This window comes from Noviherbaspirillum agri (genome assembly GCF_054780595.1).
Genome location: NZ_BAAGWA010000002.1, coordinates 155,022 through 172,745 on the forward strand (window position 1 = coordinate 155,022; position 17,724 = coordinate 172,745).

The 17,724-nt window shown below is 60.7% G+C and carries 13 protein-coding genes; 10 read left to right on the forward strand and 3 right to left on the reverse strand.

Annotation, left to right across the window (positions count from 1 at the left end):
* Window positions 1-52: 52 nt before the first annotated feature.
* Window positions 53-604, reverse strand: a complete 552-nt coding sequence (locus tag ACYVIA_RS03445; RefSeq protein ID WP_460837907.1) for a DUF1439 domain-containing protein — start codon at window positions 602-604, stop codon at window positions 53-55.
* A 9-nt stretch (window positions 605-613) separates the two neighbouring features.
* Complete coding sequence (locus tag ACYVIA_RS03450) at window positions 614-883, reverse strand: YkgJ family cysteine cluster protein (protein WP_460837909.1); 270 nt, start codon at window positions 881-883, stop codon at window positions 614-616.
* Window positions 884-1,210: 327 nt separating this feature from the next.
* Here ACYVIA_RS03450 and ACYVIA_RS03455 point away from each other — a divergent pair, with 327 nt between their 5' ends.
* The 7 genes from ACYVIA_RS03455 to ACYVIA_RS03485 all read left to right on the forward strand — a co-directional run bounded on the left by ACYVIA_RS03455 (window position 1,211) and on the right by ACYVIA_RS03485 (window position 10,625).
* A complete protein-coding gene (locus tag ACYVIA_RS03455; RefSeq protein ID WP_460837911.1) occupies window positions 1,211-1,864 on the forward strand; it encodes a TetR family transcriptional regulator in 654 nt (217 codons plus the stop codon).
* A 7-nt stretch (window positions 1,865-1,871) separates the two neighbouring features.
* Window positions 1,872-3,056, forward strand: a complete 1,185-nt coding sequence (locus ACYVIA_RS03460) for an efflux RND transporter periplasmic adaptor subunit (RefSeq protein ID WP_460837912.1) — start codon at window positions 1,872-1,874, stop codon at window positions 3,054-3,056.
* Window positions 3,057-3,083: 27 nt separating this feature from the next.
* A complete protein-coding gene (locus ACYVIA_RS03465; protein WP_460837915.1) occupies window positions 3,084-6,308 on the forward strand; it encodes an efflux RND transporter permease subunit in 3,225 nt (1,074 codons plus the stop codon).
* 41 nt (window positions 6,309-6,349) lie between these two features.
* Window positions 6,350-7,006 carry a protein-L-isoaspartate O-methyltransferase family protein gene (locus ACYVIA_RS03470; RefSeq protein ID WP_460837917.1) on the forward strand — a complete coding sequence of 219 codons (657 nt, stop codon included), beginning with the start codon at window positions 6,350-6,352 and terminating at the stop codon, window positions 7,004-7,006.
* Between the two features lie 9 nt (window positions 7,007-7,015).
* A complete protein-coding gene (locus tag ACYVIA_RS03475; protein WP_460837918.1) occupies window positions 7,016-7,339 on the forward strand; it encodes a rhodanese-like domain-containing protein in 324 nt (107 codons plus the stop codon).
* A 27-nt stretch (window positions 7,340-7,366) separates the two neighbouring features.
* Window positions 7,367-8,656 (forward strand): TolC family outer membrane protein, encoded by a 1,290-nt coding sequence (locus ACYVIA_RS03480; protein WP_460837920.1) that lies wholly within the window; start codon window positions 7,367-7,369, stop codon window positions 8,654-8,656.
* 400 nt (window positions 8,657-9,056) lie between these two features.
* Window positions 9,057-10,625 carry a methyl-accepting chemotaxis protein gene (locus ACYVIA_RS03485; protein ID WP_460837922.1) on the forward strand — a complete coding sequence of 523 codons (1,569 nt, stop codon included), beginning with the start codon at window positions 9,057-9,059 and terminating at the stop codon, window positions 10,623-10,625.
* A 361-nt stretch (window positions 10,626-10,986) separates the two neighbouring features.
* Here ACYVIA_RS03485 and ACYVIA_RS03490 read toward each other — a convergent pair whose 3' ends face one another.
* Window positions 10,987-11,664, reverse strand: coding sequence for a TetR family transcriptional regulator (locus ACYVIA_RS03490; protein WP_460837924.1), 678 nt, complete (start codon window positions 11,662-11,664; stop codon window positions 10,987-10,989).
* A gap of 214 nt (window positions 11,665-11,878) precedes the next feature.
* On the opposite strand from ACYVIA_RS03490, the gene ACYVIA_RS03495 reads away from it, so the two are divergent.
* From ACYVIA_RS03495 to adeC, 3 genes are read left to right on the forward strand one after another with little or no spacing between them, the layout of a single operon-like run.
* Window positions 11,879-13,087: an efflux RND transporter periplasmic adaptor subunit gene (locus ACYVIA_RS03495; RefSeq protein ID WP_460837926.1), complete on the forward strand. Its 1,209-nt coding sequence runs from the start codon at window positions 11,879-11,881 to the stop codon at window positions 13,085-13,087.
* An 11-nt stretch (window positions 13,088-13,098) separates the two neighbouring features.
* Window positions 13,099-16,260, forward strand: coding sequence for an efflux RND transporter permease subunit (locus ACYVIA_RS03500; protein ID WP_460837927.1), 3,162 nt, complete (start codon window positions 13,099-13,101; stop codon window positions 16,258-16,260).
* Complete coding sequence (gene adeC / locus ACYVIA_RS03505) at window positions 16,257-17,672, forward strand: AdeC/AdeK/OprM family multidrug efflux complex outer membrane factor (protein ID WP_460837928.1); 1,416 nt, start codon at window positions 16,257-16,259, stop codon at window positions 17,670-17,672. The genes ACYVIA_RS03500 and adeC overlap by 4 nt, the downstream gene beginning before the upstream one ends.
* The last annotated feature ends 52 nt before the right edge of the window (window positions 17,673-17,724 follow it).

The following is a 17,724-nucleotide window of genomic DNA, read 5'->3' on the forward strand; positions in this document are numbered from 1 at the left end:
AAAAACCCGCCGGAAGTGACGCCGAGCGGGTCGGTACAGAAAACGGGTTCTGCTATCGTGCGGGCTCAAAGGTTACCACGAGACTGTTGGGGCGCGTCGTGATTTTGGTCGGATTGAAGCGCGTGCCGGAAAAACGCAGGTCATCCGGCTGGAAGGTGTACAGCGGCGCATCCTTCAGCAATTGCTCGGCGAGCAGGCTGCCCACCTTGGCAATCTGGTTGGCATATAACGGGTCGAGCCCATTGACGGCGAACTGTTCGACACGCGGCTCGGCCAGCACCAGCGCATTGCGCGCCGGATCAAAGCGCAATAGCCCGGACACCGCAAAGTTGCCATTCCAAGAACGGTTCATGAATGGCGGCGCCACGGACGCATCCATCGTCGTCACGATGCGATTGGTATCCGGCTGCAGCGCGACCCTGGGATTGGTGACGCGCACATCCAGCAGTTCGAGAAAGCGGTTATTGAAGGGGAACCGGTTGGCAATCGATTCCTGCAAACGTGCCAGCGGAATTTCCATCTCCCGCGACCCGAGCAAGGACGCGCAGGATGCGAGCAGGACCGCCATGAACAACATGACGAACGAGGCATATCGTCTTCTCATCGTTTCTCCTTACTGTGCCGAGGTCAGGGCGTCGAGGCGGGCCAGATACTGCAGGGCGTATTCCCGGTTGGAACCACACATCTCGGCCGACGCCTGCAGACTTTGACATACGACAGGGCGCTCTGGTTTGCCGAAGATCATGCACTGGTTCAAGTCATTTAACTGAATACAACGGACGCCGGCAGGTTTCCCATTCGGCATGCCGGGGATCGCGGACGAAATCGAGGGCGCGATGCAGCAGGCACCGCAATCAGGTCGGCAGGAAGGTTTTTTATTCATAACGCAAGGTCTGGCTTGGTAAGAGGGGCGCCGCTTAGCGCCGGGTAGAAATCAAAGGAGATGCGAGGCTGCCGCTACCAGCAACGTCATGATGCTCGGGGACTCTTCCTGAGCCTGCAAGCTGCCCCCACTTCTTTGATAAACGCATAACACCGGAAGAATAGGTGCGTACCCCGTCATTCTACTGGCGATGCCGAACGCAACTTTTTCCGTTTTTAGAGGACCCGCCGGAGCGCGTTTGCAACCCGCTGTTTCCTTGCTTGACGCTATGGATATAGGCGCTTATATTACTGACTCGTCAGTAAGTTATTTTCCATCCCTATGCCCATGAGCTGCCCCTTCAAGAAACCGCGCTGGGAAAGGCGCAAGGATGCGCGCCCGCAAGAATTGCTCGCCGCAGCCCTCGACCTGTTTGTCGAGCGCGGTTATGCAGCGACCCGCCTCGACGATGTAGCGGCGCGCGCAGGCGTTTCCAAGGGCACACTTTATCTCTATTTCACCAACAAGGAAGAACTGTTCAAGGCCGTCGTCCGCGAAAACATGGTGCCGTTGCTTGGCGAAGCGGAAGGCATCGTCGAAACCTTCGAAGGCTCGTCCATCGAACTCTTCCGCGAGATTCTCCTTGGCTGGTGGGAACGCATCGGCAACACAAAGCTGTCCGGCATCACCAAACTGATGGTGGCCGAGTCCTCCAACTTTCCGGAAGTGACACAGTTCTATCATGACGAGGTCATCGTGCGCGGTACGGCGATGATCAGGCGCATGCTCGAGCGCGGCATCGAGCGTGGTGAATTCCGCAATATCAACGTGCACGATACCGTCCAGTCCGTCTGCTCGCCGGTAATCATGCTGATGGTCTGGAAGCACACCTTCAACAGCTGCACCGCCGAGCCGGTGGACCCCGAACAATTCCTCAATACGTTTATTGACCTGTTCCTGCATGGCTTGCTGAACCACGACGCCACGGCGCAAAAAGGATAAGAACGCAATGCTCAAACGCCGATCTTTCTGGATCACTCTCACCATCGTCCTGCTGCTGGGGGCCATTGCAGGTGCCGTGCTGAAAAAACAAAATCAGCGCGCGGCGGCATCCATTGCAGCCGCACCGAAAGCACCGGTCGCGATGGAATTCCTGACAAGCGACGTGACGCTAGTAAAGGCACGCGATCTGCGCCAGTTGCTCCCCTTGTCCGGCTCGCTACGCGCGGTGAACCAGGCCAGCGTCAAGGCCAGGGTCGCAGGCGAAGTGCGCGAGGTGCTGGTCCGCGAAGGCGAAGCCGTCAAGGCCGGCCAGATCCTCATCCGCATGGATACCAGCGATTACCAGGCGCGCGTCGACCAGGCACAAGGCGCGCTGCTGGCGGCACGCGGCCAGCTCGACATCGCCACCAAGACACGCGACAACAACAAGGCATTGCTCGACAAGGGGTTCATCTCCAAGACCGCATTCGACAACGCGGAGAGCCAGTACAGCATCGCACGCGCGAACGTGGACTCTGCTCGCGGCGCACTCGATGTGGCGCAGAAGGCATTGGCGGACACGGTGATCCGCGCGCCGATATCTGGCCTGATCAGCAGCCGCAGCGTCCAGCCGGGCGAGAAGGTCTCGGTAGACAACCGGCTGCTCGATGTCGTCGACCTCAGCCAGATGGAAATGGAAGCCGCCGTGCCGGCAGCGGACATCATGCAGGTTGCGCTCGGCCAGGAGGTGCGCGTCAAAGTGGAAGGCATCCCGCAGCCGCTGACGGGCAAGGTCGTCCGCATCAATCCTGCCACCCAGGCGGGTTCGCGCTCGATCATGACCTATATCCAGATCGACAACCCGGAAGGCGTGCTGCGGGTCGGCATGTTCGGCGAAGCGCAACTGACGATGGCAAAAAAGGCTGGTGTGCTGACGGTGCCGCAAGCGGCGATCCGCACCGATGCCGGCAATACCTATGTCTACGCGATCGAGAACGGCAAGCTGGTGCAGAAGCAGGTGACGCTCGGCGTAGGCGGTGACGACGGCGAGGGTGGTGCCGTCGAGATCGTCCAGGGGCTGGACAACGGCGCCCAGATCGTACGCGCGAATCTCGGCACCCTGCGCGTCGGGACTGCAGTGAAGTTCGCGCAAACCGCCAATCCCGTCGCTGCAGGCGCGCCCAAGGCAATGCGCACCGCCGCCTCAGAATAACAACACCGTACCCGAGAGACATCCTCCATGTGGTTTACCCGCATCAGTATCGGCAACCCGGTCCTCGCCACCATGATGATGGTGGCGTTCGTCGTGCTCGGGCTGTTCTCCTACCAGCGCCTCCAGGTCGATCAGTTCCCGGACGTCACTTTCCCGGTGGTCGTGGTGCAAACCGATTATCCCGGCGCATCGCCCGAGACGGTGGAGTCCGACATCACGCGCAAGGTGGAGGAAGCGGTCAACACGATCAACGGCATCAAGAACCTGTTTTCCCGCTCGTACGAAGGCAGTTCAGTCGTCATCATCGAGTTCGACCTGACGATCGACCCGTCGCAGGCGGCACAGGATGTGCGCGAAAAAGTCGCGATGGTGAAAACCGTGTTCCGCAAGGAGGTCAAGGAACCGCGCGTCATGCGCTACGACCCAGCTGACCGCCCTATCCTTGCGATTTCCGTCACCAATGATGCAGGGACAAGGCAGCGTGATCTGCGTGAACTGACGACGATTGCCGATCAGGTCGTGAAGAAGCGCCTGGAGAATGTGCGCGGCGTGGGTTCCGTCACGCTGGTTGGCGGCGTCAAGCGCGAGGTGCAGATCTATGTGAAGCCGGGCGAAATGGAAGCCCTCGGGATCGGCATCGACCAGGTGATCAATGCACTGCGTAATGAGAACCAGGAACTGCCGACCGGCGCGATCCGTTCCTCCACCGATGAAAAGGTCGTGCAGATCCAGGGCAAGGTGAAGGACCCGCAGGATTTCGGCCGCATCATCGTTGCCCGCCGCGGCGGACAACCGGTATTCCTGTCGCAGATCGCCACCGTCGTCGACGGCCAGGAGGAACAGGAAAGCTTAGCGTTGTATAACGGCCAGCGCACCCTCGCGCTGGCGGTGCTGAAGGCACAGGGCCAGAACACGATCGACGTCGCAGACGGCATGAAGGAAGCGCTGAAGGAACTCGAGCCGCGCATGCAGTCGATGTATCCCGGCGTGAAAATCGACATCATCCAGGACAGCTCGCGACAGATCCGCACCGGCGTCGAGAATGTACGCCGTACGATGATCGAGGGCGCAATCCTGACGGTGCTGATCGTCTTCCTGTTCCTCAATTCCTGGCGCTCCACCGTCATCACCGGCCTGACGCTGCCGGTGGCGGTTATCGGCACCTTCCTGTTCATGTACATCTTCGGCTTCACGATCAACATGATCACGCTGATGGCGCTGTCGCTGTGCGTGGGCTTGCTGATCGATGATGCGATCGTGGTGCGCGAGAACATCGTACGGCACGCAGGAATGAAGGTGCATGGCGTCTTCAAAAGCCACAAGACAGCGGCACTGGAAGGCACGGCAGAAATTGGCCTTGCCGTGCTGGCCACCACCTTCTCGATCGTCGCGGTGTTCCTGCCGGTCGGCTTCATGGGCGGCATCATCGGCCGCTTCTTCCACCAGTTCGGGATCACCGTCACCGCAGCAGTGCTGATCTCGATGTTCGTGTCCTTCACACTGGACCCGATGCTGTCGTCGGTATGGCCGGATCCGGATACGCATGGCGAAAAAGGCACACACAAGAACTGGTACGACAAGACGATCGGCCGCGTGCTCGGGCAGTTCGACCGCATGGTGCAATGGATGTCGCGCACCTACCAGGTGCTTCTCGACTGGTCGCTCAGGCACCGGATGGCAACGCTCGCAATCGCCGCCGCAACCTTCTTCGGCGGCCTGGCCATCCCGGCGACCGGACTGATCGGATCCGAATTCGTGCCCCAGCCCGACTACTCCGAAACCGGCGTCACCTTCTACACGCCGGTCGGTTCCTCGCTCGAATTCACCGAAAGCAAGGCGCGCCAGGTCGAGGCAGTGCTGCGCGAGTTCCCGGAAGTGCGCGACACTTACACCACCGTCAACACCGGCTCTGCTCAAGGCAAGAACTATGCATCGATCTTCATTCGCCTTAGCCCGCGTGCCGAGCGCACGCGCAGCGTGGCGCAACTCGCCGCCCCAATGCGCGAGCGACTGGCGCAGGTTGCCGGCGTCACGGTGACACATATCGGTACGCTGGATGGTGTCGGTGGCGACAACAAGCAGCTGCGCCTGAGCTTGCAGGGCACCGACCTGAAGGAACTGGCCAAGCTCACTGAAGTGGCGATGAACAAGATGCGCGCAGTTCCCGGCGTGGTGGACCTGGACTCCAGCCTGAAGGCAGAGAAACCGACGATTGCCGTCGAACCCAAGCGCGACATTGGTGCGGACCTTGGCGTGGGTGTCGCGCAGATCGGTAACGCGCTGCGTCCCCTGCTTGCCGGCGAGGCGGCCACCACATGGCGCGCACCCGATGACGAGAACTACGATGTGAAGGTTCGTTTGGCGCCGTCGGACCGCAACAACGCCGACGACCTCGCGCGACTGATGCTGACCAGCTCGCAAACCAATGCGGACGGTACGCCGAGGATGGTGGCGCTGCGGCAGGTCGCGAACATCACGCCGTCCACCGGCGCCAACCAGATCAACCGGCGCGATCTGAACCGCGAGGTCGAGCTGTCGGCCAACGTCGTCGGCCGCTCCGCCGGTCAGGTAAGTGCCGATGTGAAGCAGGCCCTGGACACGATCGATTGGCAGCCCGGCTATCGCTACCAGCTCGGTGGCTCGACCAAGAACATGCAGGAATCGTTTGGCTACGCGCTGTCGGCGCTGGCACTGGCGATCATCTTCATCTACATGATCCTGGCGTCGCAGTTTGCGAGCTTCCTGCAGCCGGTTGCCATCATGTCGGCACTGCCGCTGACGCTGATCGGCGTATTCCTGGCACTGATGTTCTTCCGCTCCACGCTCAACCTGTTTTCGATCATCGGCTTCATCATGCTGATGGGCCTGGTGACCAAGAATGCCATCCTGCTGGTCGACTTTGCCAACCAGGCACGCAAGCACGGCATGGATCGTACTGCGGCGCTGCTGGAAGCCGCCCATGTCCGCCTGCGGCCGATCCTGATGACGACGCTGGCGATGGTGTTCGGCATGGTGCCACTGGCGTTCGGTTTCGGCGAAGGATCAGAACAGCGGGCACCGATGGGACAGGCGGTCATCGGTGGCATTATCACTTCGTCATTACTGACGCTTGTCGTGGTTCCGGTGATTTATACCTACCTGGATGATTTCGCGGCATGGGCACGTAGCAAATGGCGCAACACCCAACCTGAGCAGCATCAAGGCGCGCCTGCGATAGTAGTTCCACAAAGCAAAAACAGCGATCCCCTTTGATAAAATGCCGGGTTTGTCCCCCTAACCCATTGAGTGCCGAAATGAATATCGAAAAAGCCCGTTTCAACATGATCGAACAGCAGATCCGCCCGTGGGATGTGCTGGATACGGAGGTGCTGGACCTGCTGCTCGTGGTCAAGCGTGAAAACTTCGTACCGGAGGCGCACAAGAACCTGGCGTTCATGGACACCGAGATCCCGCTGCCGGGTGGCGAATGCATGTTCACCCCGAAGCTGGAAGCGCGCATCCTGCAGGACGTGGAACTGAAGAAGCATGAAAACGTGCTGGAAATCGGCGCGGGTTCCGGCTACATGGCGGCGCTGCTGGCTCATCGGGCGCGCCACGTGACGACGGTCGAGATCGACCCGACGCTCAAGGCCTTTGCAGAAAAGAACCTGACCGCCAATGGCGTCACCAATGTCGACGTCGTGCTGGGCAACGGTGCACAGGGCTGGGGCGGCGCGGAAGCGCAGTACGACGTGATCGTGATCTCGGGCTCGCTGCCGGTACTGCCGGACACCTTCCTGCAGCAACTGAAGGTGGGCGGTCGCATTTTCGCCATCATCGGCGAAGCGCCGGTGATGCAGGCACAAATCATCACACGCGTGTCCGATAGCGCCTTCAGCAAGGTCAATATTTTCGAAACCAACGTCAAGCCGCTGCACGCAGCACTGACGCCGTCTCAGTTCGTGTTCTAAGGATTAGCGATGCAAACAGTCACTGCACCGGAACTGGCGACCTGGCTTGCCGACGAGTCACGCGAAAAGCCGGTGCTGCTCGATGTGCGCGAACCCTGGGAATTCCAGACCTGCCATATCGAGGGCTCCGTGCCGATGCCAATGCAAAGCGTCCCGGCACGGATGCAGGAACTGGAGGAAGACGCCCCTATTGTGTGCATCTGCCATCACGGCGCACGCAGCATGTCCGTCGCAGCCTTCCTCGAACGCAACGGCTTTACGCAGGTGACGAACCTGACCGGCGGCGTCCATGCCTGGGCGCTGCAGGTCGACAATTCGATGCCAACCTACTAATCCTCTTCCTGACACCCGGAGAACCGAATGCGGAAACCTGTCCTTGCCACGCTGATCGCTGGTGCCTTCCTGTCGCTTAATGCGCATGCAATCAACTTGCTGCAGGTGTATCAGGAAGCGCTCGCCAACGATGCGCAATACGCAAGTGCGCGTGCGGCACTGACGGCAGGACAGGAGAGGACGACGCAGGGGCGGGCGGGTTTGCTGCCGGTGATCGGTGCAACGGGCACGCGCAGCAAGGCCGAGCCGCCGAATATCCCGACAAGCATCATGGCGACGACCTACGGCGTGTCGCTATCGCAGCCTCTGTTCCGCTGGGGTAACTGGGAACAGTATCAACAAAGCAAGCTGTCGGTCGCCGTGAGCGAAGCGCAATTTGCGCAGGCACAGCAAGACTTGATCGTGCGCGTCGCCCAGGCCTACTTCGACGTGCTTGCGTCGCAGGATGCACTTGCGTCGGTGCAGGCCCAAAAGACGGCCATCACCGAACAGCTGGCATCGGCCAAGCGCAACTTTGAAGTGGGCACGGCCACCATTACCGACACCCATGAAGCGCAAGCACGCTACGACCTCGTCGTCGCGCAGGAATTCGCTGCCCAAAGCGACCTCGACATCAAACGCACCGCGCTGCAGCAGATCATCGGCAAGCCGACCGGCGAACTCGCCATGCTGCGCCCTGGCGTGAAGCTGAGCACGCCCGAGCCCGCAGTCATCGACCAGTGGGTGCAAAGCGCGGAGCAGCAAAATTACGGCGTGCTAAGCCAGCAGCTTGCGCTGGAGATCGCCCAGCGCGAAATATCCCGCAATCGCGCCGGCCACTATCCGACCGTGGATCTGGAAGCAAGCCGCAGCTATAGCGATCGCACCACTGCCACAACGGCCAACGGCTATACCAATTCCGTGGGTGTACGCTGGACCGTCCCGCTTTTCTCCGGCTTTGCCGTCACCAGCCGCGTGCGCGAATCGATTGCCCTGGAAGACAAGGCACGTGCCGACCTGGAAAACACGCGCCGCGTCGCAGCGCAAGGCGCTCGCCAGGCCTTCCTCGGCGTGAATTCCGGCCTGGCGCAGGTAAAAGCGCTGGAGGCCGCCGAAGTATCGAGCCAGTCGGCGCTGGAATCCAACCGCCTCGGTTATCAGGTCGGCGTGCGCATCAATATCGACGTGCTCAATGCGCAGCAGCAGCTGTATTCGACCCGTCGCGACTTGGCAAAGGCGCGCTATGACACGATCGTGAACAGCCTGAAGCTGAAGTCTGCTGCCGGCACGCTCAAGGAAGAAGACCTGGTCCAGGTCAATTCGCTTCTGGTCGAGTAACCCTATTCCTGCCTACCTGCGGTGGTGCCCGCCACCGCAACTGCCCGCCCTTTCCGCACCCGCCGTGCCGCGTAGGATAAGTTCCGTCCACCGCAGCAGAACTCAAAACCATTAAGAAATTCGCAAAGCGCCACCGCACGGCGGGTTGATCCCAATCCCACAAGCGTAAAGTGGGCTCTCTAAGTTGGGAAATTCGTTACCGACAATAGGAAATACTCTTGCCGATATCGGGAAAGCCGCCGCTTGCTTGTCGCACATGTAAGACAAATACGCACACATAACATGGCATTCCGTATGGCGCATACTGCACTCTGCGCACCCATTTTGTTGGCTTGCTTATTGCTCAGTACGACGCCGCAGTAGCAGGACACATCCACCAACCCGCGAGCGGAACCACACAATGAGAACCAACATGCCGGTGACCGGCATTGAATACATCCTGCAGGACTCCGAGACGGTCGTATCGAAGACGGATCTGAAAGGGATCATCACTTACGTCAACCAGGACTTCATCACGATCAGCGGCTTTTCCGAACAGGAAGCGATCGGCGCTCCACAGAACATCGTGCGCCATCCGGACATGCCTGCCGAAGCCTTTGAAGATCTCTGGCGCACCCTCCGCAGCGGCAAAGCCTGGACCGGGCTGGTGAAAAACCGCTGCAAGAACGGCAATCACTACTGGGTCGAAGCCAATGCGGCGCCGATCATGGAGAACGGCCGCATCACCGGCTATACCTCGATTCGCATCAAGCCGGGCCGCGAACAGGTTGCCGCCGCCGAGCACGCCTACCGCGAGATCAGGGCCGGCAACAAGTCACTTGCGATACGCGAGGGCGCGGTCGTCCGCCGATCGCCCCTGGACGCGATGAACTTCCTGCAGAAGTTCTCGATCAGGGCGCGGATACGCCTTGCCTTCGGCACACTCGGCATGCTGTTCGCGGCAAATGCCGCCGCCGCAATCGGGGCGCAGCACGGCATTACTGCAGCGGTTGTCAGCGCCACGGGACTGCTGCTCGCAGGCCTGTCGTGCGCGCTGCTGAACCGGATCATCGCTTCTCCGCTGGAGCGCGCCCGGCATGACATCGCACGCATGAGCGCTGGCGACCTCAGCGGCAAGATCGCGTCGGATGGCGACCATGAAATCGCGAAGGTGCTGCAGGCCGTTCGCATCCTGCAGACCAACATCAAGCTGCTGGTTGGCCAGATTAAGGAAGCGACCGACCTTGTGAACAAGGGCGCGCAGGAAATCGCGGCCGGCAACTCTGACCTGTCCTCGCGCACCGAGTCGCAGGCCAGTTCGCTGCAGGAGACAGCATCCTCCATGGAGGAACTGACCGGCACCGTGAAGCAGAACGCCGACAACGCCGCGCAGGCCGATACAGTCGTGAGATCGGCATCGGCCATCGCCGTCAAGGGCGGCGAGGCAGTCAGCCAGGTAGTGGACACCATGGGCTCGATACGGAACAGCTCGCAGAAGATCGCCGAGATCATCGGCGTCATCGACGGCATCGCTTTCCAGACCAATATCCTTGCACTGAACGCCGCGGTTGAAGCTGCACGCGCCGGTGAACAGGGGCGCGGCTTTGCCGTGGTTGCCGGCGAGGTGCGCAGCCTCGCGCAACGCTCTGCTGCCGCTGCAAAGGAAATCAAGCTCCTGATCAACGATGCGGTCGAGAAGGTGGAGGCCGGGGACAGGCTGGTCGAACATGCAGGCAAGACGATGGACGAAGTCGTGTCATCCGTGCGCCAAGTGACAGCCATCATGAACGAGATCACCTCTGCCAGTCGCGAACAGAGCGCCGGGATCGAGCAGGTGAACCAGGCAATCACGCAGATGGACACGATCACCCAGCAGAATGCAGCTCTGGTGGAACAATCCGCAGCGGCGGCGGAAACCCTGCAGGAACAGGCGATGAAGCAATCCGAATTGGTCAGTGCCTTCCGCCTGACGGCGCCGGCTTCACGCTAACGTCTCTTTCCTAAGAGCGTCTTAGAGCCTGTTTGAAAACTTACTGCACAGCCCGATTTTGGCTCTGCGATGCTCGCCGTACCTCACGTACGACTGCGCTTCTCCAACCAAACTCGGACCGCTCGCTACAGTTTTCAAACAGGCTCTAACACAATGCTGATGGCAAGGCGCGCCGACGAAGACAGTACATGACGTACGGCGAGGAGGCGGACGGCCGCCCCACGCAACGCTGCAAGCGGCATTTTGTTAGACGCTCTAAGCTGCGCTGCGCCCCATGATGGCAAAGGCGACCACGCACAGCACCGTAAGTCGAAGCAGCGGAATGGGCGCCCTCATACAAAACGCCCGCTTCAACAAGGCTTCATTGCTCAGCGACATCGGCACACGTGGAACGATGTCTGGAAGCCGGCTTGCGCAGGGACGGCGCAAAGCGCACCGTGTCGATGCAGGCATCGGCCAGCCTTTCCGCGTTGCTGGCGAGATTGAAGCTGTCGGGCGAGAACAGCCAGTTATTGAGCAAGCCATCGATCTGCGCATGCATCGCGGTTGCCGCCAGGCGGACATCGAGGTCGGGCGGCAGTTGCCCTCTTGAAATGGCGTTGCGCAAGATACGTTCGAGATTCTTCGATCCTTTCGTGAACCATTCGCGCCGTCGAATCAGGATCGGGTCGTCCTCGCTGACGAACTCGCATTTGTGGAACATGATGTCGAACACCTTGCGCGAGTGCGGATTGCGGACGGTTTCCTTGAACAGGAACACGCAGGTCGCGCGCAGCTGTCCCAACGGATCCTGGCCGCCGGCTTCGCCATTGGCTTCGACCATCGATTCCATCGGTAATCGCACGCGTTCGCACATCGCATCGAACAGGTCCGTCTTGTTCTTGAAGTGCCAGTAAATCGCACCGCGCGTGACGTTCGCGGCGCTGGCGACATCGGCGAGAGATGCGCGGCTCACACCCTTCGCGTAAAAGACGTCTTCGGCCGCATCGAGGATGCGATTGCGCGTTTCCAGCGCTTCTTCTTTCGTGCTTCTGGCCATGTCAGAACGGGAGTTTGCGGTTGAGGGTATGATCAGCCAGCTGGCGCCGGCTTCGATACACTACGAAAAACATACATACATGCATGTATGTATAATACCCCGGGCGCGGCAGAATAAGAACCAGCGCACTCCTGTTGTGGTGCTTCGCATGACTGCGGTCAATTTCCACTCCGACACAGCGCCACAACGCAACCCGTATTTCAAGTGAGAACGTATGAACCCGCTACGTCATGTTCCGCGCGTTGCCGCGGCTGTGTGCATGTTTTCCCTGCTGGCCGGTTGCGGCGACAAGATCCCGAGCGCAAATGCCCAAGGTGCAGGCATGCCACCGCCCGAAGTGTCGATTGTTACCGTTGCGCCGGAACGTGTCGTGATGACCACGGAACTGCCCGGCCGCCTCGAAGCAACGCGCGTAGCCCAGGTGCGCGCCCGTGTGCCAGGCATCGTTCTCAAGCGCGTATTTCGTGAAGGCAGCGACGTTAAAGCGGGCCAGTTGCTCTTCCGCATTGATCCGGGACCGTATCAGGCTGCCTATAACAGCGCACAAGCCACCCTTTCAAAAGCCGAAGCGAACCTAGCCCAAGCCGACCTGAAGGTTAAGCGCTACAAGCCACTGGTGGAAACCACAGCCATCAGCAAACAGGAATTCGACGAAGCGCAGACGGCACAGAAACAGGCTACCGCCGATGTGGCCGCCGCCAGGGCTGCAGTCGAGACGGCGCGCCTGAACCTCGGTTATGCCACGGTTACCGCGCCGATTTCCGGCCGCATCGGCCGCGCGCAGGTCACCGAAGGGGCACTGGTTGGCCAGGGCGAAGCTACACCGCTCGCCACCATCCAGCAAATCGACCCGATCTATGTGAACCTGACGCAATCCGCTACTGAGGTGCTGCAACTGCAACGTGCAATGGCCAGCGGCCAGCTCCAGCGCGTCGGCCAGGGACAGGCCAAGGTGACGCTCGTTACCGAAGACGGTCGCCCCTATCCGCACGCAGGCAAGCTGCTGTTCTCCGACCTGACGGTCGACGAAAGCTCCGGCGCGGTCACCCTGCGCGCAGAATTCCCGAACCCGGACCGCATGCTGCTTCCCGGCCTTTATGTTCGCGCCCGCCTCGAACAGGCCGCTGCCGAGAATGCAATCCTGGTGCCGCAGCAGGCGGTGCAACGCTCGCCGTCCGGCGCTTCCGTCATGGTGGTCGATGCCGAAGGCAAGGTGGCCGCACAACCGGTAAAGACCGGCGCCGTGCAGGGCAATGCGTGGATCATCAATGAAGGCCTCAAGGCAGGTGACCGCGTCATCGTGGAAGGCATTCAGAAAGTGAAACCCGGCGCTCCTGTGAGCGCAGTGCCGTGGAAACAGGCAGATGCCGGCAAGTCGGCTCCTGCGCCTGCACAATCCGAGCAGAAAACCCCGGCCAAATAACGGAGTAGCGCATGCCCAAGTTTTTTATCGATCGCCCGGTATTTGCCTGGGTTATCGCCATCTTCATCCTGCTTGCCGGGGCGCTGTCGCTCACGCGACTGCCGATCGCGCAGTATCCGACCATTGCACCACCGGCGATTCAGGTCAATGCCACCTATCCGGGTGCGACCGCACAGACACTGGATGAAAGCGTCATCAGCCTGATTGAACAGGAGATGAACGGTGCCGAGGGCCTGCAATACATCGAGTCGCAGGCGCAAGCCAACGGTCAGGCACAGATCACCGTAACCTTCCTGCCGGGCACCAATCCCGACCTCGCCGCCGTCGATGTGCAAAACCGCATCAAGCGCGTGGAGGCCCGTCTGCCGCAGTCTGTGACGCAGCAAGGTGTGCAGGTGACGAAGGCGCGCAGCAACTTCCTGCTGGTAATTACGCTGTCGTCGGCCGACGGCCGCATGGATCCGGTGGCGCTGGGCGATTACCTGTCGCGCAACGTCCTCAACGAAGTCAAGCGCGTACCCGGCGTCGGCCAGGCGCAACTGTTCGGCACCGAGCGCGCAATGCGTATCTGGATCGATCCTGCCAAGCTCGTCGGCCTCAAGCTTGCACCTGCCGATGTCACCGCCGCCATCCGCGCGCAGAATGCGCAGGTCGCGTCCGGCAGCCTCGGTGAATTGCCCAACCCGAGCAACCTGCAGGTAACCGCGCCTATCGTCGTGAGCGGTCAGTTAACCTCGCCCGAGGAGTTCGGCAACATCATCCTGCGCGCCAATCGTGACGGTTCCACCGTCCGCCTGCGCGACGTTGCACGCATCGAAGTCGGCGGACAGCAGTACGGCACCTCCGCCCGCTTGAACGGCAAGCCGAACGCAGCGATCGGCGTGCAGCTTTCGCCAACGGCAAACGCACTCGCCACGGCAAAAGCAGTACGTGCCCGCATGGAGCAGCTGGAGAAGTATTTCCCGGCTGGCGTCAAATACGACATCCCGTACGACACCTCGCGCTTCGTCCAGATTTCCATTGAGGAAGTCGTGAAGACATTGCTGGAGGCGATCCTGCTGGTATTCCTCGTGATGTACCTGTTCCTGCAGAACATGCGCTACACGCTGATCCCGACCATCGTCGTGCCGGTTGCGTTGATGGGGACATTCGCCACCATGCTGCTGTTCGGTTTTTCGATCAACGTGCTGACCATGTTCGGCATGGTGCTGGCGATCGGCATCCTCGTTGACGATGCGATCGTGGTGGTGGAAAACGTCGAGCGCATAATGAGCGAAGAAGGGTTGTCGCCGCGTGAGGCAACCCGCAAGGCCATGGGCCAGATCACCGGCGCTATCATCGGCATCACGCTCGTGCTGATCGCCGTGTTCCTGCCGATGGCATTGTTCGGCGGCGCCGTCGGCGCGATCTATCGCCAGTTCTCGCTGTCGATGGTGGCCTCGATGGCTTTCTCCGCACTGATGGCGCTGACGCTGACGCCGGCTCTGTGTGCGACGCTGCTCAAGCCGGTCGAAGCAGGACACCATCATGCAAAGACCGGTTTCTTCGGCTGGTTCAATCGCGCCTTCCATCGCACCTCCGTCGGCTATCAGTCGATGGTCGGCCGCATGCTCGGCAAGACCACGCGTTACATGGTGCTGTACGGCCTGATCCTCGCCGTCGTCGCGCTGCTGTATGCACGCATGCCAACGTCATTCCTGCCGCAGGAAGACCAGGGCTTCCTGATCACCAACGTGCAATTGCCGCCCGGCGCCAGTGCCAACCGCACTTTCGAGGTGCTAGGCCAGATTGAGGATTACTACATGAAGCAACCGGCCGTCGCCAACGTCATCGCGATTGCCGGCTTCAGCTTCTCGGGTAGCGGCCAGAACGCCGGTCTCGTCTTTACACCGTTGAAGGACTGGGGCGAGCGCGGCAAGGACCAGAGCGCCGAAGCGATTGCGGGGCGTGCATTCGGCGCCTTCTCGCAGATCAAGGACGCGATCGTATTCCCGCTGAGCCCGCCGCCAATCATGGAACTCGGCAACGCAACGGGTTTCACGATGCGCCTTCAGGACCGCGGAGGCCTCGGTCATGACGCACTGCTTGCCGCACGCAATCAGTTGCTCGGCATGGCGGCACAGAGCAAGGTCGTGGCCGGCGTTCGTCCGGAAGGCCTGGAGGACACGCCGCAACTGCAGCTGAACATCGACCGCGACAAGGCCAATGCTCTTGGCGTGAGCTTCGTCGATATCAACAGCACCATGTCCACCGCGCTGGGCTCGTCATATGTGAACGACTTCCCGAGCCAGGGCCGGCAACAGCGCGTCATCGTGCAGGCGGATGCACAGAAGCGCATGCAACCAGAAGACTTGCAAAACCTGTACGTTCGCAATACCAAAGGCGATATGGTGCCGTTCTCCTCGTTCACGACATCGCAATGGATCGTCGCGCCTGTCCAGCTCTTCCGCTACAACGGCTATCCTGCAATGAAGGTCTCCGGTGCCGCCGCTCCGGGCCGCAGCACCGGCGAAGCGATGGAGGAAATGGAACAACTCGTGGCCAAACTGCCGGCGGGCATCGCGCTTGAATGGACCGGCCAGTCACTGGAAGAAAAAACGTCCGGTGCGCAAGCGCCTGCCTTGTTTGCATTGTCGATACTGGCGGTGTTCCTCGTGCTGGCTGCACTTTACGAAAGCACCACCATTCCGATCTCGGTGTTGCTGGTTGTGCCGCTCGGCATCCTCGGTGCGCTGCTCTTTGCGACCATGCGCGGCATGCCAAATGACGTGTACTTCAAGGTCGGCCTGATTGCGATCATCGGCCTGTCGGCGAAAAACGCCATCCTTATCGTCGAGTTTGCCAAGGACCTGCAGGCGCAGGGCATGAGCCTGTTCAATGCGACGCTGGAAGCAGTGCACCTACGCTTCCGTCCCATCATCATGACCTCGCTTGCCTTCATCCTCGGCGTGCTGCCGCTGGTGATTGCCTCCGGGGCGGGCTCGGCCAGCCAGCGCGCAATCGGCACCGGCGTGATGGGCGGGATGATCACTGCGACCGTGCTCGCCGTGCTGCTGGTGCCGGTGTTCTTCGTCGTCATCCGCAGCCGTTTCAAGGGAAGCGAGCGTCAGCGCCGCTTCTACATGGAACACATGCAGGCACAAGAGCAAGCACAAAAGGACGACAAGCAATGATGAAAAAACTTACCTTCTCCTTGGTGGTCGCCGGTGTCCTGTCCGGCTGCTCGCTTGCGCCGCGTTATGAACGCCCGGCCGCTCCGATTGCCGCAGTCTATCCTGCGGAAGCAGGGCAGACGGGTGAACACGCAGCAGCAACGGGCTGGCGCGAGTTCTTCCCGGATCCGAGGCTTCAGACGCTGATTGATACAGCACTCAACAACAATCGCGACCTGCGCATTGCGGCCCTCCGCATCGAGGAAGCCCGGGCGCAATACAACATCCAGTCTGCCGACCTGTGGCCAAACCTGAACGCGACTGCGAGCGGGTCACGAAGCCGAACACCGGCTGACCTCTCTGCGCGCGGCGTATCCGGCGTCGGAAGCAGCTATCAGGTAGGCCTGAGCCTCGCCTCCTTTGAACTGGATTTCTTCGGCCGTGTCCGCAGCCTGAACAACGCTGCACTCGCACAGTACCTGGCGACCGAAGAGGCTGCCCAGGCTGCCCGCATCACGCTGGTAGCAGAGGTCGCTAAAGCCTATCTCGCCGAGCGCGCGTTCGAGGAGCAATACGACCTTGCCCGTAAGACGCTCGATAGCCGCGAAAGCGCATACAAACTCGCCAAGCAGCGGTTTGAAGTAGGCGCATCCTCGGCACTCGACTTGCGCCAGAACGAAACACTTGTCCAGTCGGCGCGAGCATCCCTCGCGACGCTGACCAGGCAACGCGCACAAGCGAGCAATGCATTGAACCTGCTCGTCGGCACGACAGCTGCTAACCTGCCGGCGGCCCAACCACTGTCGGAGCAAAGCATCGTCACCGACATTCCCGCTGGATTGCCATCGGACCTGCTAACGCAACGTCCGGATATTCGCGCATCCGAACAACGCCTGAAAGCTACCAACGCCAATATCGGCGCGGCGCGAGCAGCCTTCTTCCCGCGCATCTCCCTGACCGCCGGCATCGGCACGGCGAGCAACGAATTGTCGGGCCTGTTTAACGCCGGCTCTCGCACCTGGTCGTTCGCACCGCAAATGGTATTGCCGATCTTCGATGCCGGACGCAATCGTGCCAATCTGAGCCTGTCAGAGACGCGCAAGAATATTGCCGTCGCCGAATACGAGAAAACGATTCAGACCGCCTTTCGCGAGGTTGCCGACGCATTGACGGCACGCGCGGCGCTGGAGGAACAAATCGAAGCGCAACGTGCTGTTCTGGAAGCGCAAACGGAACGCATGAAGCTGGCCGACCTGCGCTATAAGAGCGGCGTGGCAAGTTCGCTAGATGTGCTGGATGCGCAGCGCGAACTGTTTTCCGCGGAACAGGCACTGGTACAGGCGCGACTACTGCGTCTCACGAATGCAATTGACCTGTATCGTGCATTAGGTGGCGGTTTGAACGAAACGTCCGCAGCTCGGGCGCCGCAGTAATTGTTGTGATGAAGTTCTTGGCTCAGCCATTCGCGGGGCCTGACTGAGCGCC